13 protein-coding genes and 1 pseudogene are annotated in these 18,927 nt (G+C 70.2%); 3 read left to right on the forward strand and 11 right to left on the reverse strand.

Annotated features, from left to right (window positions below; genetic code table 11):
• Window positions 1-46: 46 nt before the first annotated feature.
• The 10 genes from yjfF to AC3EO4_RS10015 form a co-directional block, all read right to left on the reverse strand.
• Complete coding sequence (gene yjfF, locus AC3EO4_RS09970; RefSeq protein WP_379580973.1) at window positions 47-1,030, reverse strand: galactofuranose ABC transporter, permease protein YjfF; 984 nt, start codon at window positions 1,028-1,030, stop codon at window positions 47-49.
• The gene (locus AC3EO4_RS09975; RefSeq protein ID WP_379580972.1) at window positions 1,027-2,040 is read right to left on the reverse strand and encodes an ABC transporter permease; all 1,014 of its coding nucleotides are present in this window, start codon (window positions 2,038-2,040) and stop codon (window positions 1,027-1,029) included. The genes yjfF and AC3EO4_RS09975 overlap by 4 nt, the downstream gene beginning before the upstream one ends.
• Window positions 2,037-3,593 (reverse strand): sugar ABC transporter ATP-binding protein, encoded by a 1,557-nt coding sequence (locus AC3EO4_RS09980; protein WP_431894979.1) that lies wholly within the window; start codon window positions 3,591-3,593, stop codon window positions 2,037-2,039. Before AC3EO4_RS09980 ends, AC3EO4_RS09975 begins: the two co-directional genes overlap by 4 nt.
• A gap of 150 nt (window positions 3,594-3,743) precedes the next feature.
• Window positions 3,744-4,709, reverse strand: coding sequence for an ABC transporter substrate-binding protein (locus AC3EO4_RS09985; protein WP_379580970.1), 966 nt, complete (start codon window positions 4,707-4,709; stop codon window positions 3,744-3,746).
• A 76-nt stretch (window positions 4,710-4,785) separates the two neighbouring features.
• Window positions 4,786-5,763 (reverse strand): LacI family DNA-binding transcriptional regulator, encoded by a 978-nt coding sequence (locus AC3EO4_RS09990; protein ID WP_379580982.1) that lies wholly within the window; start codon window positions 5,761-5,763, stop codon window positions 4,786-4,788.
• Between the two features lie 419 nt (window positions 5,764-6,182).
• Window positions 6,183-7,685: an arabinosylfuranosidase ArfA gene (gene arfA, locus AC3EO4_RS09995; protein ID WP_379580969.1), complete on the reverse strand. Its 1,503-nt coding sequence runs from the start codon at window positions 7,683-7,685 to the stop codon at window positions 6,183-6,185.
• A gap of 207 nt (window positions 7,686-7,892) precedes the next feature.
• Entirely contained in the window at window positions 7,893-8,984 is a 1,092-nt protein-coding gene (locus tag AC3EO4_RS10000) for a M20 family metallopeptidase (protein WP_431894981.1), read from the reverse strand.
• 26 nt (window positions 8,985-9,010) lie between these two features.
• Complete coding sequence (locus AC3EO4_RS10005; protein ID WP_431894983.1) at window positions 9,011-10,744, reverse strand: ABC transporter family substrate-binding protein; 1,734 nt, start codon at window positions 10,742-10,744, stop codon at window positions 9,011-9,013.
• Window positions 10,745-10,769: 25 nt separating this feature from the next.
• On the reverse strand, window positions 10,770-12,542 hold the full coding sequence (locus AC3EO4_RS10010) for a serine hydrolase (RefSeq protein ID WP_431894985.1): 1,773 nt from the start codon (window positions 12,540-12,542) through the stop codon (window positions 10,770-10,772).
• Window positions 12,543-12,559: 17 nt separating this feature from the next.
• Window positions 12,560-14,164 (reverse strand): N-acyl-D-amino-acid deacylase family protein, encoded by a 1,605-nt coding sequence (locus tag AC3EO4_RS10015; protein ID WP_379580965.1) that lies wholly within the window; start codon window positions 14,162-14,164, stop codon window positions 12,560-12,562.
• Window positions 14,165-14,385: 221 nt separating this feature from the next.
• On the opposite strand from AC3EO4_RS10015, the gene AC3EO4_RS10020 reads away from it, so the two are divergent.
• From AC3EO4_RS10020 to AC3EO4_RS10030, 3 genes and pseudogenes are all read left to right on the forward strand, one after another.
• Complete coding sequence (locus AC3EO4_RS10020) at window positions 14,386-15,366, forward strand: ABC transporter permease (RefSeq protein ID WP_379580964.1); 981 nt, start codon at window positions 14,386-14,388, stop codon at window positions 15,364-15,366.
• Entirely contained in the window at window positions 15,359-16,273 is a 915-nt protein-coding gene (locus AC3EO4_RS10025; protein ID WP_379580963.1) for an ABC transporter permease, read from the forward strand. The genes AC3EO4_RS10020 and AC3EO4_RS10025 overlap by 8 nt, the downstream gene beginning before the upstream one ends.
• Window positions 16,270-18,332, forward strand: a pseudogene (locus AC3EO4_RS10030) (ABC transporter ATP-binding protein). Before AC3EO4_RS10025 ends, AC3EO4_RS10030 begins: the two are co-directional and overlap by 4 nt.
• Window positions 18,333-18,454: 122 nt before the next feature.
• Here the strand turns inward: AC3EO4_RS10030 and rplK are convergent.
• Window positions 18,455-18,883, reverse strand: coding sequence for a 50S ribosomal protein L11 (rplK, locus tag AC3EO4_RS10035; protein ID WP_431894988.1), 429 nt, complete (start codon window positions 18,881-18,883; stop codon window positions 18,455-18,457).
• Window positions 18,884-18,927: the final 44 nt, after the last annotated feature.

An 18,927-nucleotide genomic window follows, 5' to 3' on the forward strand; every position in this document is an offset into this window, starting at 1 on the left:
GGTCGGATCCTAGAGGCGATGCGCGTCCGTTCGCGGCCCAGCCCCCTCACGTACGGCTCCGCGCCGAGAACAGGCGCTGGAGCAGGATGAACACGAAGAGCAGGAGACCGATGAAGATCTTGGTCCACCACGAGCTGAGCGTGCCCTCGAAGCTGATGACCGTCTGGATCAGGCCGAGCACCAGCACGCCCAGCACGGTGCCGAGCAGGAAGCCTGAGCCACCGGTCAGCAGCGTGCCGCCGATGACGACGGCCGCGATGGCGTCCAGTTCCATGCCGACGGCGTGCAGGCCGTAGCCCGACAGCATGTAGAACGACAGCAGCACCCCGCCGAGCGCCGAGCAGAAGCCGCTGATCGTGTAGACCGCGATCTTCGTCCGGCCCACGGGCAGGCCCATGAGCAGCGCCGACTGCTCGCTGCCGCCGGTGGCGTACGTGGAGCGGCCCAGCCTGGTGTAGTGCAGGACGTAGGCGGCGGCGAGCACGACCACCACCGCGATGATCACACTCGGCGAGACCCACAGGTCGGCGCCCAGCTCGATCCTGGTCTGCGCGAACGCGGTGAAGGTCGGGTCGGTGATCGGGATCGACTCGGTGCCGATCGTGTAGCACAGGCCGCGGGCCAGGAACATCCCGGCGAGCGTGACGATGAACGGCTGGATGTCGAAGGCGTGGACGATGTACCCCATCACCGCCCCGAGCGTGGAGCCGATCAGCAGCACCAGGGGGATCACCAGATACGGCGGCCAGCCGGGCCCCGCCATCAGGCTCGCGGAGATCATCGTGGACAGCGCCACGACCGAGCCGACCGACAGGTCGATGCCGCCTGTGAGGATCACGAACGTCATGCCGACCGCCACCACCAGCAGGAAGGCGTTGTCGACGAAGACGTTCATGAGGACCTGCCCGCTGGCGAACCCGTCGTAGCGGATGCCTCCTGCGACGAACATCGCCACGAACAGGCAGCCGGTGACGAGCACGGGGACGTACTTGGCGGGCATGGAGCGAGCCGCGCTCACGAGCGTGGTCATACGATCACCTCTGCCTTCTCCTCGGCCCGCGGGGCCGGCGCGGTCGTGCGCGGCCGTCGGGTGAAGGCCTTCTGGCGGAACGCCGGAGACTGGATGAGGCACACCACGGTCACCACGAGCGCCTTGAACAGCAGCGTGGTCTCCGGCGGCACGCCGACGGAGTAGATGGTCGTGGTGAGCGTCTGGATGACGAGTGCGCCGAGCACGGTCCCGCCGAGCGAGAAGCGTCCGCCCGACAGCGACGTCCCGCCGATCACCACGGCGAGGATGGCGTCCAGCTCGATCCAGAGCCCGGCGTTGTTGCCGTCGGCGCTGGAGACGTTCGAGCTGATCATGAGCCCGGCGATGCCCGCGCAGAGGGCCGCGAAGGCGTAGACCACCACGATGATCCCGCGTGCCCTGATGCCGGCGAGCCTGCTGGCCTCGGCGTTGCCGCCGACGGACTCGATGAGCATGCCGAGGGCCAGCCGCCGCGTGAGGAAGGCGGTCACCGCCAGGACCGCCAGCACCAGCAGGATCCCGAAGGGCACGGTCAGCCAGTAGCCGCCGCCGATGAGCTTGTAGGAGGGGTTGTTGATCGTGATGATCTGCCCGTCGGTGATCAGCTGGGCCAGGCCGCGGCCTGCCACCATGAGGATCAGGGTCGCGATGATCGGCTGGATGCCGACGCCCGCCACCAGGAATCCGTTCCACGCGCCGAGCGCGACCGCCAGGGCCAGCGCCGACGCGACCGCGCCGAACACGCTCGCGTCCTGGCTGATCTGCAGGCAGGCAAGCGCTCCGGAGATCGCCACCACCGAGCCGACGGACAGGTCGATGCCGCCGGTCGCGATGACCAGCGTCATCCCGAGCGAGACCAGGATCAGCGGGGCGCCGAACCGCAGGATGTCGATCAGGCTGCCGTAGAGGTGGCCGTCGCGCAGCTGGATCGACAGGAAGCTCGGCGTGAAGAGCACGTTGACGATCAGCAACACGGCCAGGACGAGCAGCGGCCAGAGCAGGCGCCTCATCCCGCTCCTCCGTTCCGGTGGCCCGGCCCGCCGTGCCCGGCGGGCGCTCCTCCGGCTCCGCTCGCGATGGTCTCCATGAGGATCTCCGTGGTGAGGGCGTCGTCGTTGGGCAGTTCGGCCACGAGCCGCCGGTCGCGCAGAACGCCGACCTTGTGGCTGAGCCGCAGCACCTCCTCGAGTTCGGCGGAGATGAACAGCACCGCCATGCCGCCGTCGGACAGCTGCGCGACCAGGCGCTGGATCTCGGCCTTGGCTCCGACGTCGATGCCCCGGGTGGGCTCGTCGAGGATCAGCAGCCTGGGCTCCAGGATCAGCCACCTGGCCAGCACGACCTTCTGCTGGTTGCCGCCACTGAGGTTGCGCACCAGGTGCTCGGGGTTGGCCGGGCTGATCTTCAGGGCCTTGATGTACCCGCCCACGAGGTCGTCCTGCTGGTCGCGCGGAACAGGCCTGGCCCAGCCGCGGGTGGCCTGCAGGGCCAGGATGATGTTCTCCCTGACCGTGAGGTCGGGGATCAGCCCGTCGCGCTTGCGGTTCTCCGAGCAGAAGGCGATCTTGTGGCCCATCGCGGCGCGCGGCGTGCGCAGCGCGACCGTCGAGCCGCCGACCGAGACCTCGCCGGCGTCCGCGTGATCGGCGCCGAAGAGCAGCCGAGCGACCTCGGTACGGCCGGAGCCCAGCAGGCCGGCGAGCCCGACGACCTCGCCCTCGTGGATGGTCAGCGTGAACGGTTCGACGGCCGCGCCGCGGCCGAGCCCGCGCGCCTCGACGAGAGGCCGGTCGAAGACCTTGACCTCGCCGTGCAGCTTCTCGAGCTCAGCCAGCTCCTGCCCGATCATCTTTCCGACGAGTGCGACCTGGCTGAGCTCGCTGGTGAGGTACTCGCCGACACGTCTGCCGTTGCGAAGGATCGTCATCCGGTCCGAGATCTCGTAGATCTGGTCGAGGAAGTGGGAGACGAAGAGGATCGCGATGCCCTCGGCCTTGAGCCTGCGCATCACCCTGAACAGCTGCTCGACCTCGCCGGCGTCCAGGCTGGAGGTGGGCTCGTCGAGGATCAGCACGCGGGCGTCGATGTCGATCGCGCGGGCGATGGCCACCATCTGCTGGACGGCCAGGGAGAAGCGCGACAGCGGGGCCGACACCTCGAGGTCGAGTTCCAGCCCGGCCAGCAGCTCGCGGGCCCTGGCACGCATCCGCTTCCAGTCGATGCGCCCCCTGCGGCGCGGCTCGCGGCCGATGAAGACGTTCTCCGCGACCGAGAGGTTCGTGCAGAGGTTGACCTCCTGGTAGACCGTGCTGATCCCGGCCTGCTGCGCCTCCAGCGGGCCGGCGAAGGCGACGTCCTTCCCTGCCAGCTCGATGGTTCCCGTGTCGACGGGGTGGACCCCGGTCAGCACTTTGATCAGCGTGGACTTGCCCGCGCCGTTCTCGCCCATGAGGGCGTGCACCTCGCCCGGCAGCAGCCGGAAGTCGACGCCGTCCAGCGCCTTCACGCCGGGGAACTGCTTGCCGATCCCGCTCATCCGCAGGATCGGCGCGGATTCGGCCATCCTCTCCTCTTTCTCGACTCGGACCTGGCGTCGTGACTGCCGTCTGCCTCGCGCGCCGGCGTGGCATCGCCCTGGCGGGTCCCCACCCCGAGCGCGGAGTGGGGACCCGCGGCACGCCTTCGCGTCAGCGCCCGCACCGGGCGGACGGCGTCAGTACTTGCGGCTGGGCAGCGCGGTCTTGGCCTGCTCCTGGGTGAACGTCGTCTCCTCTGTCACCACGCGGGCCTCGACGCTCTCTCCCTTGACGACCTTCTTGGCCAGGTCCATCAGCTGCGGGCCGAGCAGCGGGGAGCATTCGACGATGTAGTTGATCTTCCCGTCCGCGAGCGCCTGCATCCCGTCCTTGACCGCGTCGACCGTAATGATCTTGATGTCCTTGCCGGGGACCTTGCCCGCGCCCTCGATCGCCTCGATGGCACCCAGGCCCATGTCGTCGTTGTGCGCGTACAGCACGTCGATGTCAGGGTTGGACTTCAGGAAGGCCTCCATGACCTCCTTGCCCTTGGCCCTGGTGAAGTCGCCCGTCTGCGAGGCGATCACCTTGAACTTGGGGTCGGCCCCGATGATCTCGGCGAAGCCCGCCTTGCGGTCGTTGGCCGGAGCCGAGCCGGTGGTGCCCTGCAGTTCGACGATGTTCACCGGGTCGGTGGCGGACTTGTACTCCTCCACCAGCCACGTGCCCGCCTTGCGGCCCTCCTCCACGAAGTCCGAGCCGAGGAAGGTCTTGTACAGGCTGGTGTCCTTGGAGTCCACCGACCTGTCGGTGAGAATGACCGGGATCTTGGCGTCCTTGGCCTCCTTGAGCACGGTGTCCCAGCCCGACTCGACCACCGGGGAGAAGGCGATGACGTCCACCTTCTGCTGGATGTAGGAGCGGATCGCCTTGATCTGGTTCTCCTGCTTCTGCTGCGCGTCGGAGAACTTCAGCGTGATGCCGGCCTCCTTGGCCGAGTCCTGGACGGACTTGGTGTTGGCCGTGCGCCAGCCGCTCTCCGCGCCGACCTGGGAGAAGCCCATCGTGATCGTGCCGTCGCCCGAACCGCCGCCGGAGCCGCACGAGGCGACCGACATCGCGACCAGCCCGGTGAGCACCAGCACCGAGATCCTCTTCAACACGTGAGGGGTGTCCTTTCTGATGTGAGCGCTAACGCTCGCGCTCGGCGAGCCGCGCCCTCCTGCCGATCCTGTACGGCTATCGCCGGGCCGCGCTGGCCCGGGAGATGAGCGAGGGCGGCACCACGAGCCGCTGGAGCTCGTCGGTGCCCTCGATCTGTCTCAGGAGCACCTCGATGCTGTGCCTGCCCACCGCGCCGAAGTCCTGCCTGATGGTGGTGAGCGGAGGCGAGAAGAACTCCGACTCGGGGATGTCGTCGAATCCGACGACGCTCACCTGCTCGGGCACCGTCACCCCCAGCTCTGTGAACGCCCGCAGCACGCCCAGCGCCATCTGATCGTTGGCGACGAACACCGCGGTGACATCGGTGATCGCCGCCAGGCTGCGTCCCGCCTCGTAACCGGAGCGGGGACTCCAGTCGCCGAGCAGAGGCTTGGGCGCATCGCGACCCTTTCGCTCCAGCGCGGCGCGCCACCCGGACACGCGGCCCTCCGCCTCCAGCCAGTCCGACGGCCCGCGAACGTGCCACACGGTCTCGTGACCGAGCGCGAGCAGGTGCTCGGTGGCGAGCCTGCCGCCCTCCACCTGGTCGACGCAGACGACGGAGAGCCCGTCGGCCTCGCCGCCCTCCACCGCCACCATGGGCAGGTCGAGCCGCAGATCGGAGAGCGCCTGGCTCGCCGTCCACTGCGGGGCGACCACGACGATGCCGTCGACGCCCTGGTCGGCCAGGTAGTCGAGCGCGTCGCGCATCCCCGATCTGTCGATCGACTTGAGGCTGACGATGCTGATGAAGTAGCCGGCGGCCCTGGCGGCCTGCTCGATGCCGTAGACCGTGCTGGCGGGGCCGTACAGCGTGGTGTCGAAGCTGACCACGCCCAACGTCCTGGAGTGCCTGGTGACCAGCGCGCGGGCGACGAGGTTGCGGCGGTAGCCGAGCTTGTCGATCGCTTCGAGGACCCGGGTTCTGGTCTCGCCGCGCACGTTGGGGTGGTCGTTGAGCACGCGTGAGACCGTCTGGTGGGACACTCCCGCCTCCTCGGCCACGTCGGCCATCACGGGCGGACTGCGTCCCTGAGTCGATGCCACAGCGTTGCTCCTTCCTCGCTTGGCACAGACTGTGAACGCTAACAATAGGTGTCGTCAAGGGGCTGCTCGATTACGGTCCGGTTACACGAAACCTGATGGAAACACCCCTTGACGCGACGACCGCCGAGAGCCTTAACTGGTCACCGGTCTTCGCTTGTTAGCGCTAACATTCTCGGGAGGCTGTGCGAAGCCGTCCGCAGGCGGACCGAGGCCGCGCCGGTGGAGCGGCGGGTGGAGAGCCCCTCCCCCGCCTTCACCCGCACGCCCGCGGGCGCTCCGGGCCGAGTGGGCCTATGAGGCCATGCCCTGCGGCGCCGTGGAGTCACGGATCACCAGGTGGCAGGGCATGCGGTGCACGCCGGGCGTCGCCCTCCCCTCGAGGGCGGCTATGCGCGGGTCAGGCGGATCACGTTCCACGAGACGGGCGGGAGGGTGAGCTCGAGGGCGCCGCCGTCCAGGCGGGCCTCGTCGTTGCGCCGCGGCCTGACGGTGTCGGGCGCGTCGGCGGTGTTGCGGGCGTAGGGGTCGGGACCGGACAGGACGGTGGCCTCGGCGATCCGTACCGGGCCGAGCGCGCGCAGGTCGGCCGTCAGCGTGAGCGGCCGGTCGACCGAGCGGTTGACGGCGAACAGCGTGGTGGACTCGCCGTCATGGGTGGCGACGGCGTCGAGCGTGGCGACCTCGCCGTAGCGCTCGGTCTCGTGCGTGGGCGAGGCGACCTCGACGCGCAGCACGTCTCCTGCGGCGTGGCGGGAGGCCTGGGCGAACGGGTGGAAGGTGGTCTGCCGCCACGCCCGTCCGCCGGGCTCGGTCATGATCGGAGCGATGACGTTGACCAGCTGGGCCAGGCATGCGGAGGTCACCCTGTCGCTGTGGCGCAGCAGCGAGATCAGCAGGCCGCCGAGGGTCACCGCGTCGGCCAGGTGGTAGTGGTCCTCCAGCAGGCGCGGCGCGACCGGCCAGTCCCGCGGCGGTTCCGCGTTCTGGTAGCGGGACAGGTACCAGACGTTCCATTCGTCGAAGGAGATGTTGATCTTCTTGGTGGACTTCAGCCTGGCGCCGACGCTGTCGGCGGTGGCCACCACCGAGTCGATGAAGTGGTCCATGTCGACCGCGGAGGCCAGGAAGCCGGCCAGGTCGCCGTCGTGCTCCTCGTAGTAGGCGTGGCAGGAGACGAAGTCCACCACGTCGTAGGTCTCCTCCAGCACGGTGGCCTCCCATGCGCCGAAGGTCGGCATGCTCGATGCCGAGCTTCCGCAGGCCACGAGCTCCAGCCCCGGATCGAGCATGCGCATGGCCCTGGCGGTGGCGGCCGCCAGGCGCCCGTACTCGCGCGCGTCCTTGTGGCCGATCTGCCAGTGGCCGTCCATCTCGTTGCCCAGGCACCACATGCGGATGTCGTACGGCTCCTTGGCACCGTTGGCGACACGCAGGTCGGACAGGTGGGTGCCGGAGCCGATCGTGCAGTACTCGAGCAGGTCCACCGCCTCGGCGATGCCGCGCGTGCCCAGGTTGACCGCCATCATCGGCTCGAGTTCCGCCTTGCGCGTCCAGCGGACGAACTCGTCCAGCCCGAACTCGTTGGTCTCCGTACTGTGCCAGGCCAGGTCGAGCCTGCGCGGCCGGTGCTCGCGCGGCCCGATGCCGTCCTCCCAGCGGTAGCCGGAGACGAAGTTCCCGCCTGGGTAGCGGGCCGTGGTGACGCCCAGCTCGCGGGTCAGCTCCAGCACGTCGCGCCGGAATCCGTCCTCGTCGGCGGTGGGGTGGCCGGGTTCGTACAGGCCGGTGTAGACGCACCGGCCCAGGTGCTCGACGAAGGTGCCGAACGTTCGCCGATGGACGGGCGCAAGGCGGAAGGCGGGGTCCAGCGTGACATGAGCGGTCAGCACGAACGTCTCCTCGCATATGTTAGCGTTAACATCTTGCTCGCTTGGATGAGAGTGTCAGCACTCCGGCCGCCGCCGTCAAGCACGAGTTCCATCATGATCCGCTTTCCCTGGTCAGGGGCGTGCGGCCGTCGGCGGCACGCCCCTGACGACGGGACCGTCACGTACCGTGCGCGGGACCGTCCGCCGCGCGCCCCGTTGAGGACGCCGTCAACCGCGCGCTCCGGAGACGATCCTGTCGACCAGCCGCGACACCAGCCGCGTCCGTTCGACGAGCGCGGCGACGTCGACCCACTCGTGCCTGGTGTGGGCGCCGTCGCCGACGGCTCCGAGTCCGTCGAGTGTGTCGACGCCGAGGCCCGCGGTGATGTTGCCGTCGGAGCCGCCGCCGACGTGAGCGCCTTCGAGGAGCGGCGACCCGAGCTCGACGGCCACCTGCCGCGCGAGGGCGAACAGCCGCGCCGACGCCTCCGGCTCCAGCGGCGGGCGGTTGATCCCGCCGCGCAGCTCGATGCCGACGCCGGGCACCGGGCTGGTCAGCGCCCGCATCGCCTTGTCGACGCGCTCCTGCTCCGCGATCGTCGCCGCCCGCACGTCGACCAGCAGCGAAGCCTGGTCGGGGACGGTGTTGGACGTCGTCCCCGCCGAGGCGACCGTCGGCGTGACGGTCGTCCCCGCGAGGGGGTCGGCGAGGTCCACGATCGCGAGCACGGCGTGGGCGAGCGCCACGCAGGCGTTGGCCCCCTTGTCCGGCTCCAGGCCCGCGTGGGCGGCGCGGCCGCTGAACAGCACGTGGTAGTCGGAGACTCCCTTGCGCGCGGTCTTGAGCCTGCCCTCGCTGCTCGCTTCGAGCACGAGCACCGCCCCGGTACGGCGCCCCGCCGCCTCGATGACCGGCCTGCTGTCGGGCGAGCCGAGCTCCTCGTCGGAGGTGACGAGCAGGGCGGCCCTGTCGCGGTGCTCGGCTCCCGCCATCGCGTGCAGCGCCTGCACCAGCCCGGCCTTCATGTCGAAGACGCCGGGCCCGTAGACCCGCCCGCCGGCCAGCCGGTACGGCACCTCGGCGAGCGTCCCGAGAGGGTGGACCGTGTCGAGGTGGCCCAGGAGCAGCACCGCGGGATCGGCGGGCCCGAACCACAGGACCGGTTTTCCACCGGCCTCGGAGCGGACCGGCGCCGCGCCCAGCCGCTCCGCGCCGATCTCGGCCAGCACGTCGGCGCACCGGTGCAGCGCGCTGACGTTCGAAGAGGGCGACTCGCAGCGGACCAGCCGCTCGAGATCCGCCAGCATCGGCTCGTCCATGGACGTCCTCCTTCCTCCGGTGTCCGTCACGACTCGCCGAGCAGTCCCCACTGCTCGGTGTTGTAGGTCGGGAAGCCCAGGCTGTTCTCGCGGATGTTGCCGAGCTTCGCGTCGTAGGCGAGAAAGGACCTGTTCTGGTAGAGCGGCAGGACCGCGTAGTCCGACGAGACGATCTTGTCGGCCTCCTGCAGCTTCTTCGTCGCCGTCTGCGTGCTCGTGGCCGACAGCGCCTCGTCGAGCAGCGTGTCGACCTGGGGGTTGCCGTAGTTGTTGAGGTTGAACCGGCAGAAGGTCACTCCCTCTTCGCAGCTCAGGTAGTACGGGATGTTGCTGGTCGCGGTGAAAGGCGACTGCGACACCGTGCCGACGGTCATGGCCCAGTTCCCCTCCTGCACGGCCTCGACCGTGTTGGACACGGTCGCGACCTGCACCTCGACACCCAGCGGCGCGAGTGCCGCCTTGACCAGCTGGGCCTCGCTGGCACGCAGCTTGTCACCGGCCTGGACCGCGAAGCGCAACGTGGGAACGGCCTTGCCGTCGGGCGCGACGAGCTTCGAGCCGACACCGGTGTAGCCGGCGTCCTCCAGCGTCTTCCTGGCCTTGCCCGCGTCGCCGATGCCGTACTCGAACTCGCTCACCGTGTCGGTGTAGCCGGGAGCACCGCTGAGGAACATGTGGCTGCGCAGCGGTTGCGCCGTGTCGTCGAACTGGCCGATCGTCTTGTCGATCAGATCCTGGACGCTCACCGCCTGGAAGATCGCTTTGCGCAACGCCACGTCCTTCAGCGCGGGTGCGTTGAGGTTCAGCCAGATTTGGTGGACCGAGGCGCTCGGCGACACCTGGTAGCGAACCGCGGGTAGCTCGTCGACCTGCTGGACGATGTCGACCTGCGGGTTGGGGTAGATGACGTCGACCTCCTCGTTCGCCAGCGACGTCGGCTGCTGCGAGACGTCCGTGATGAGGCGGAAGACCAGCTTGTCGAGATTCGGCGGCTTGCCGAACCACTTCTCGTTGCGGACCATCACCACCGAACCGTCGGCGGTGAACTCCTGGATCCTGAACGGCCCCGCGGAGAACTTCGGGACCGACGTGGCGAAGCCCTCGTTGAAGCTCTTCTCCAGACCGGCGGCGGTGTCGATCGGCCCGTAGGTCTTCGCGACGTGCGCCGGCAGGAACGGCGAGAACAACGCCCTCCAGTCCACGTACGGCCGGTCGAACACGACGGTGACGGTCCGGCCCTGGTCCGAGCCCGTGACCGAGGTGATCCGGTCGTAGCCGGCGGTGTTGCCGGCCTGGCACTTCTGGCACTGGCGCGGGTCGAGGGCCCGCCAGGTGTAGACGAAGTCGTCCGCCGAGATCGGCTGCCCGTCGGACCAGACCGCCTTCGGGTCGATCGTGTACTTGATCGTCTGCGGCGAGTCGGAGACCTTCTCCGCGCTCGTCACGAGCGTCTCATTGCGGACGACCGAACCGTCCGGCCTGATCATGAAGACGCCCGGCAGCAGCACGCTGGAGATGTCGATCACCGAGTACGTCGCGCCGCCGGTGTTCAGGACGTTCCAGTTCGAGATCGGATAGGTGATCGTGTAGGTCACCGTCCCGCCGGTGCCGACCGTGGCGGTGTTCGCCGTGTTGACATCACCCGTGACGCGGCCGTCGCCGGTCGTCGTCGTGCCGCCACCGCCGCCCGCGCAGGCGGCGAGCAGCAATGCCAGGGCGCTTGTCGTCAGAGCCAGTGTGTACGTCCTGCGAAAAGCCATGGTCGGCTCCCGGGGGTGAGGAGGATCAGGGGCGCTCGCCGCGCAGCTGCGCGACGGCTTCGGCGGCCGCCCACCCGATCAGGGCGTCGAGGTGCGGGGCGTTGGGGGTGGGGTCGTCGGTCCGGGTGAAGACCCCCACGGCGTACCTGCCGCCGTCGGGGAACTCGACCACGCCGACCTCGTTGCGGACCAGCGGAAGGGTGCCGGTCTTGCCGCTGACCAGGATGTCGTCCGCGGGAAATCCGCTGGTCAGCCGGTGCGGCCAGATCTGGTCGCCCATCCAGCCGCGTACCAGGGCGCAGGCCTGCGGGTCGGCGGCCTCGTCACGCCAGATCGCGGCCAGCAGCCGGGTGATCTCCTCGGGTGTCGTCCGGCAGGTCTGCTCCGGCGCCAGCGCCCGCAGCGCCTGGAGGCGCTCCAGCGGCATCCCTTGCAGTTGACGTTCGTCGTCGATGTAGGAGATGCCGAGGTCCTCGTCGATACCGGCCAGGATCTCGGCGCAGTTCTGCGGCACGGCGGTGGCGGTGAGGCCAAGCCCCGCCAGCAGCGCAGCCACCCGGTCCTTGCCGACCCGGTCGATGACGAGGTCGGTGGCCACGTTGTCGCTGATGACCATCATCAGGTGGGCGAGGTCGCGGTAGGAGACGAGGACGGGGTCGCGGTGCGCGGCCAGACCGAACGGCGAGGGCACCGTGCCCTCGTCAGGAACGACGACCCGCTCGGTGAGGTCGACCTCGCCGCTCACGCACTGGCGGGCCAGCTCCAGCGCCACCGGCACCTTGAGCACCGAGGCGGTGACGACCGGTGTGCTCTCGCCGACGCCGACCGTCCTGCCGCTGCCGAGATCCCGCGCGTGCAGCCAGATGCCCGCGCCGAGTGAGCGCGCGTGGTCGCGGATCCGCTCGGGTGTCGCCGCTCTGGCGGTGGCCGGGGTCCGCAGGCGGGTCTCGGCCGAGCGCAGGTGGTCGACGGCCAGCCTGCCGAGCGTGCCCACGCACGCGTCGGCCGCGGGCCGGCGGTACTCGTGGTCGTCGCTCCGCACGAACACCGCGACCGCGTACCGCCTGCCGCCGTCCTCGACGACGCCGACCTCGTTGCGCCAGAAGCGGAGGGTGCCGGTCTTGGCGCTGACCTGCGCGCCGGGCTCGGTGAACCCGCTGCGCAGCCGGTGCGGCCAGGCCTGCAGGCCGAGGATGCGCCGCATCTCGGCGCACTGCTCGGGGCCGGCCGCCTCGTCGTTCCAGATGGCGGCGAGCAGCCGGGTGATCTCTCGGGGCGTGCCGGACTGCAGGGCACGTTCCGGGTCGACCGCTCGCGCGGCGCGCAGCGTCTCGGGATCGCCCTCGCCGCCCGGCACGTCCTCCTCCATCATCCGGTAGAGGTCGTCGCAGGTGCCGTCGACACGGGTCCTGGTCAGGCCCAGCTCGCGCAGGGTGGCGTTGATCGACTCGGTGCCCAGCAGGTTGACGAGGATGTCGGTGGCGGCGTTGTCGCTGACGCTCATCATCCAGTAGGCCAGGTCGCGCAGCGAGATCTCGATCGGGTCGGCCATCACCGACAGTCCGGTGGGACCGGCCGAGCGGCCCTCGACCGGGACGTCGACGCGCGCGCCGGGGTCGAGGCGCCCGTCGCCGAAGCGGCGGAACAGCTCGACCAGCACGGGGATCTTGAAGACGCCGGCCAGCACCACGAGCCCGTCCTCGCCGTAGCCGACCTCCTTGCCGCTGTCCAGGTCGACGGCGTGCACCCAGGCTCGCGCGCCGACGGCGCCGAGGACCTGTTCCGCCTGCTGCTTCACGGGTGGCTCCTGTCGTCTCAGCGCCCGCGCCGCAGTGCGCGGCCGGGCAGAAGTCCGGTGGGCACGCCGTCGGCGAGCGCGGTCTGTCCGTTGACCACCACGTGCCGGACACCGGTCGCGTACTGGTGCGGCTCCTCGTACGTCGCCAGATCGGCGACCGTGCCGGGGTCGAACACGACGATGTCGGCGTAGTGGCCGGGGGCGAGCAGGCCGCGATCACGCAGGCCGAGGTTGCCTGCCGGCAGGCTGGTCATCCGGCGCACGGCCTCGCCCAGGGTGAGCAGCGACTGCTCGCGGACGTACCTGCCGAGGATGCGGGCGAACGTCCCGTAGGCCCGCGGATGGGTGGGGGCGTCGGCGTCCGGCGACTCGACCGCGAAGGTCGGGGCGTCGGAGCCGACCGAGACCCACGGGTTGCGCAGCGCTGTGCGCAGCGCCTCCTCATCCATCATGAAGTACATGGCGTGCAGCGCCGGCTCCTGCTCGACCAGCTTGAGCAGCATCTCCACCGGCTCGGTGCCGTCCGCGTCCGCCGCCTGCAGGAGGCTGAGCCCCCGGTACTCGGCCGCCGGCCCGTTCGGGTCGGGCAGCAGCATGACTCCGCTCGCGCCGCCCGTGGCCAGGTAGAGGTTCTCCCAGCGCTCCGACGGGGCCTCGACGGCCGCGCGGATGCGCGCCCGTTCGGCCGGGTCGGCCAACCTGGCAGCGAGTGCCTCGTGGCCGCCGTCATGGAAGTCCGGCGGGATCGACGCGGCGAGCTGCGTCTGCCCGGCGAGATAGGGGTAGATGTCGGCGGTCACGGGCCGGCCCGCCGCCCGGGCGGCCTCGACACGCTCGACGGCTCGCGCCATCTTCGGCCAGTTGCGCCGTCCTGCGGTCTTGAGGTGGTAGATCTCCGCGTGCAGCTCGGCCCGGCGGCCGATCTCGATCAGCTCGTCGACGGCGTCGAGGAAGTGGTCGCCCTCGCTGCGCATGTGCGAGATGTACATGCCGTCGTGCCGGGCGACCACCTCGCACAGTGCCACCAGCTCGTCGGTCGAGGCGAAACACCCCGGCGGGTAGATGAGCGCCGACCCCAGCCCCAGGGCGCCGTCGGCCATCTCCTCGTCGAGGATGCCCCGGACCCGCGAGAGCTCCGCCGCGGTCATCGGCCGGTCGTCCGCGCCTGCCCCGATCATGCGCAGGTTGTGCGCGCCGACGAAGCTCGCGACGTTCTGGACCACTCCCTTGCCCTCGAGGTGGGCGAGGAACTCCGACAGCCGTTCCCACACCAGCGGCGGATCGCCGGGCTCGACGAACGTCGCTTCGAGCTCGGCCCTGACGGCCGGCGTCAAGGGACCGATCGAGACGCCCTCGCCGAACACCTGCGTGGTCACGCCCTGGTACAGGTCGGACAGGCCGCGGCCGTCCTTCTCCAGGGTGAAGTAGGCGTGGCTCAGCACGTTCACGAAACCGGGCGCCACCACCAGACCGGTGGCGTCGAGCACGGGCGTGTCGTGCCCGCCCGCGCCGGGCTCGACGGCGACGATCCGGTCACCGTCGACGAGGACGTCGGCAACACGGCCTGGGCCGCCGTTGCCGTCATGGACTGTGCCACCGCGAATCACCAGCGTCGTCGACATGCGAGCATCCTGCGCCGACGGGGGGCTCCGGCAGTTCATTCGATCCGACGAACTCGTCGGAGATCTTACGTCGCTTTCGACGAAGTACCGGGCGGCCCGAACGGCTGCACTGGCTACGAGGTCCTGTACGGCGACGCGGAGGTCGACCATGGAGAGCACCCCCACCACACCAACGCCGCCCGGCGAGGTCGAGGGCGCGATGAGGAGCCGGTGACCCGATCGTGCTCGTCTACGCGTTGCGCCGCCTGCTGGTCGCCGTACCGGTGGTCGTGGCCTCGACCTTCGTCGTCTTCCTGCTCGTGACGCTGTCCGGCGACCCGCTCGCCAACCTCAAGGGCCGCAACCCTCCCCCGTCGCCGCAGGTGATAGCGGTCGAGGAGCAGCGGCTGCACCTGGACGAGCCGCCGCTGCTGCGGTACTGGACCTGGATCACCGGCGTGGTCCGCGGCGACTTCGGCCCATCAGTGCGGACCAACCTGGACATCGGCCACGAGATCGCCACCAGGTTCGGCGTCACCGTCCGGCTGATCGCCGTGGCCGTCGTCCTGGCCCTGGCCCTCGCCGTCGTGGTGGGCGTGCTCAGCGCGGTGAAGCAGTACTCGGGGCTCGACTACGGGTTCACCCTCGCCGCGTTCCTGTTCCTGTCCATGCCGTCGTTCTGGTTCGCCGTGCTGCTCAAACAGGGCGGCATCTCGCTCAACAAACTCGTCGGAGACCAGGTGGTGTACACGATCGGGGAGAGATCCGTCGTCGTCGACGGCGGGGCGTGGGCCCAGCTGGTCGACACGGCGGGCCACATGGTGCTGCCGACGATCTCGCTGGCGCTGATCTCGTTCGGCGCCTGGAGCCGGTTCCAGCGCGCGTCGATGCTCGACGTGCTGAACAGCGACTACGTCCTGTTCGCCAGGGCCAAGGGGCTCTCACGACGACGGGTGGTCGTCCGGCACGCGCTGCGGACGGCGCTCATCCCCATGACCACGGTCACCGCGCTCGACTTCGCCTCGCTGATCTCCGGCGCGGTCATCACCGAGACGGTCTTCCAGTGGCGGGGACTCGGGGACTTCCTCGTCACCTCGGTCGACCAGCGCGACGCCTACGCGGTGCTGGCGTGGCTGCTGGTGGTCGCGGTCGCCGTCATCGTGTTCAACCTGATCGCCGACCTGCTGTACGCCGTTCTCGACCCGCGGATCCGCTATGAATGACGACACCGAGGCCATGGTCGGCCACGCACCGAACCGGCCGGCGGCCGTCGTGGTACGGCAACGCGGCCAGGGTGAGCTGGTGCTGCGCCGGTTCCTCCGGCACAAGGCGGCGGTGATCAGCCTGGTGCTGTTCGTCGCCGTCGTCCTCCTGGCCTTCGTCGGCGGCGCGCTCTGGCGCTACGACTACGCCGACATCACCTCGGCGGCCTCGGTCCCGCCCTCGCTCGAGCATCCCTTCGGCACCGACAACCTCGGCCACGACACCTTCGCCCAGGTGCTGCGTGGCACCCAGCGCTCGATCGAGATCGCCCTGCTCATCGCGTTCCTGGCCGGGCTGGCGGGCACCCTGTGGGGCGCGTTCTCCGGCTACTACCGCGGTGTCGCCGACAGCGTGATGATGCGGTTCGCCGACCTGGTCCTCACGCTGCCGCTGCTGGCGGTCGCCGCCGTGCTGACCCGCGCGACCTCGGGCTCGTGGTGGTTCGTCGCCCTCGTCATCGCCGCCCTCCAGTGGGCGTACGTGTCCCGCGTCGTGCGCGGCGTCATGCTGTCACTGCGCGAGAAGGAGTACGTCGAGGCGAGCCGCGCGCTCGGCGCCACCGACCGCTGGATCATCTTCCGGCACCTGATCCCGAACGCGCTCGGGCCGATCATCGTCAACATCACGATCCTCGTGGCCGCCGCGATCCTGGTCGAGACGGCCCTGTCGTTCCTCGGCCTGGGCGTCCAGCCGCCCGACACCTCGCTCGGCCTGCTGGTCAGCGAGGCCGACACCGCGGTCAGCACCCGGCCGTGGCTGTTCTACTTCCCTGGCGCGTTCATCGTGGTGATCGCCCTGACCATCAACTTCATCGGCGACGGGCTGCGCGACGCCTTCGACCCGACCCAGCGGAAGGTGCGCGCATGACCGGCGGCGAGACCGTGCTCGAGGTCGAGGACCTCACCGTGGCGTTCCCGACCGACGACGGCCTGGTCCAGGCGGTCCGCGGGGTCGGTTACGGCCTGCGGCAGGGCGAGGTGCTCGGGATCGTCGGCGAGTCAGGCTCGGGCAAGTCGGTCACCTCCATGGCGGTGATGGGCCTGCTGCCGGCCTCGGCGAAGGTGGGCGGCTCGGTCAGGTTCCGCGGCAGGGAGCTGCTCGGCGCGCCCGACAAGGAGATGCGAGCCGTCCGCGGCGGCCGGATCGCGATGGTCTTCCAGGACCCGATGACCTCGCTCAACCCCGTCCACCCCGTGGGCGACCAGATCGCCGAGGCGGTCAGGGCACACAACGACGTCAGCGCCGCGGCGGCCCGTGAACGCGCCGTCGAGCTGCTGGGGATGATGCAGATCCCGCGTCCCAGGCAGCGTGCCCGCGACTATCCGCACGAGTTCTCCGGCGGCATGCGCCAGCGAGTGGTCATCGCCACGGCGATGGCCAACGACCCGGACGTCATCATCGCCGACGAGCCGACCACCGCGCTCGACGTCACCGTCCAGGCGCAGGTGCTGCGGGCGCTGGAGACCGCGCGGGCCGCGACCGGCGCCGCCATGGTGCTGATCACCCACGACCTCGGTGTCGTCGCGGGGACGGCCGACCGGGTCCTCGTCATGTACGCCGGCCGGCCGGTGGAGCTCGGGGACGTCGACGACATCTACTACCGGCCGCGCATGCCGTACACGCTCGGCCTGATCGGCAGCCTTCCCAGGCTCGACAGCGCCCGCAGGGGTGACCGGCTGGTCCCGATCACCGGGTCGCCGCCTTCGCTGCTCGAGCCACCGCCCGGATGCCCCTTCGCGCCCCGGTGCCCGATGCGGCAGGAGATCTGCGAGACGACCGAGCCCGAACTGCTCGCCGCCTCGGGCCCTGGCCACCTGGCCGCCTGCCACTTCTCCGCCGATCTGGAGGGCCGGCGGCCCGAGGACGTCTTCACTCTGACATCGGTCGACAACGCTGGAGGCGCACGATGAGCCCACGGCCGCTGCTGTCCGTGCGGGACCTGGTCAAGCACTATCCGGTGCGCGGCAAGGGTCTGCTCCGGCGGGCCACCGGCGACGTGCACGCCGTGTGCGGGGTGTCGTTCGACCTGCACAGGGGCGAGACCCTCGGCCTGGTCGGCGAGTCGGGCTGCGGCAAGTCGACCACCGGGCGGGCCGTACTCCACCTGCAGCGACCGACCTCCGGGCAGGTGCTGTTCGACGGTCAGGACCTCGGCGCGACCGGCGACACGGAAATGCGCCGGCTGCGGCAACGCATGCAGATCGTGTTCCAGGACCCGTACGCCTCCCTCGACCCGCGGATGACCGTCGGCAACGCGATCGCCGAGCCACTGCGCATCCACGGCACCTACGGCCAGGGCGGGCCTGACCGGGTACGTGAACTGCTCGGCACCGTCGGGCTCGACCCCGAGCACGGCAACCGCTACCCGCACGAGTTCTCCGGCGGCCAGCGGCAGCGCGTGGGCATCGCCAGGGCGCTGGCGATGCGGCCCGAGCTGCTCGTGCTCGACGAACCGGTTTCGGCGCTCGACGTGTCGATCCAGGCGGGCGTGGTCAACCTGCTCGAGGACCTCCAGGAGCAGCTGGGTCTCGCCTATCTCTTCGTCGCCCACGACTTGTCCGTGGTCCGGCACATCGCGCACCGGGTCGCCGTGATGTACCTCGGCAGGGTCGTCGAGATCGGCGACAGGGACGAGCTGTTCGACCGGCCCGCCCACCCGTACACCCAGGCGCTGATCGCCGCCATCCCGCTGCCGGACCCGCGGCGCGAACGGATCAGGGCCCGCGAGCGGATCGTCATCGGCGGGGACGTCCCCAACCCTGCCAGTCCGCCGAGCGGCTGCAGGTTCCGCACCCGCTGCCCGAAGTTCGCCCAGCTCACCGACGCCGAGCAGGCGGCCTGCGTCGAGCGGGCGCCGGAGCTGGTCGACCGCGGTCAGGGCCATCCGTCCGCCTGCCACTACGCCGAGGCCGTCGCCGTCGTCTGACCTGTCCGCCTCTCCGCCCGGCCGTACGACGCCTGGCGGCCGGAATGACTCGCCCGCCACGTCAGGCCGTACGCTGGCGGGCGGAATGATTCGCCCGCCACGTCAGGCCGACCCCGCCGCCTCTACTCATCGCGGACGGTGAGACCCATGGAGCGGGCCGTGCCCGCGACGATCTTCTCGGCCTGATCCAGGTCGGCGGTGTTGAGGTCGGGGAGCTTGGCCTGGGCGACCTCGCGGAGCTGGGCACGGGTGATCCAGCCGCCGCTCTGGTGGCCCGGACGCGGGCTGCCGCCGTCGAGCCCGGCGATGCGGCGGATCAGCGAGGCGGTGGTCGGCTGCTTGGTGACGACCTCGAACGACCTGTCCTCGTAGACGGTGATGACCGCGGGGATCACGAACCCGCGCCGGTCCTGCGTCTGCGCGTTGTACTGCCGGCAGAACTCCATGAGGTTGATACCGAGCGGGCCGAGGTCCTTGCCGACGTTCGCCGGGCCCGCCTCGCCGGCCTGAATGTGCAGGGTGACGACCCTGGCTACCTTGTTCTTCACCATGCCGGTTACGCTAAAGTCTCCCGTTACTGGAGACTCAAGGGAAT

The sequence above is a fragment of the Nonomuraea sp. bgisy101 genome, assembly GCF_057708945.1.

Excerpts from the sequence above, each read along its gene's own strand:
- AC3EO4_RS10000 (WP_431894981.1), bottom strand. The coding sequence starts at position 8,984 with ATGGACGAGCCGATGCTGGCGGATCTCGAGCGGCTGGTCCGCTGCGAG.
- AC3EO4_RS10025 (WP_379580963.1), top strand. The coding sequence starts at position 15,359 with ATGAATGACGACACCGAGGCCATGGTCGGCCACGCACCGAACCGGCCG.
- yjfF (WP_379580973.1), bottom strand. The coding sequence starts at position 1,030 with ATGACCACGCTCGTGAGCGCGGCTCGCTCCATGCCCGCCAAGTACGTC.
- AC3EO4_RS09975 (WP_379580972.1), bottom strand. The coding sequence starts at position 2,040 with ATGAGGCGCCTGCTCTGGCCGCTGCTCGTCCTGGCCGTGTTGCTGATC.
- AC3EO4_RS09980 (WP_431894979.1), bottom strand. The coding sequence starts at position 3,593 with ATGGCCGAATCCGCGCCGATCCTGCGGATGAGCGGGATCGGCAAGCAG.
- rplK (WP_431894988.1), bottom strand. The coding sequence starts at position 18,883 with ATGGTGAAGAACAAGGTAGCCAGGGTCGTCACCCTGCACATTCAGGCC.
- AC3EO4_RS09990 (WP_379580982.1), bottom strand. The coding sequence starts at position 5,763 with ATGGCCGACGTGGCCGAGGAGGCGGGAGTGTCCCACCAGACGGTCTCA.
- AC3EO4_RS10005 (WP_431894983.1), bottom strand. The coding sequence starts at position 10,744 with ATGGCTTTTCGCAGGACGTACACACTGGCTCTGACGACAAGCGCCCTG.
- AC3EO4_RS10015 (WP_379580965.1), bottom strand. The coding sequence starts at position 14,164 with ATGTCGACGACGCTGGTGATTCGCGGTGGCACAGTCCATGACGGCAAC.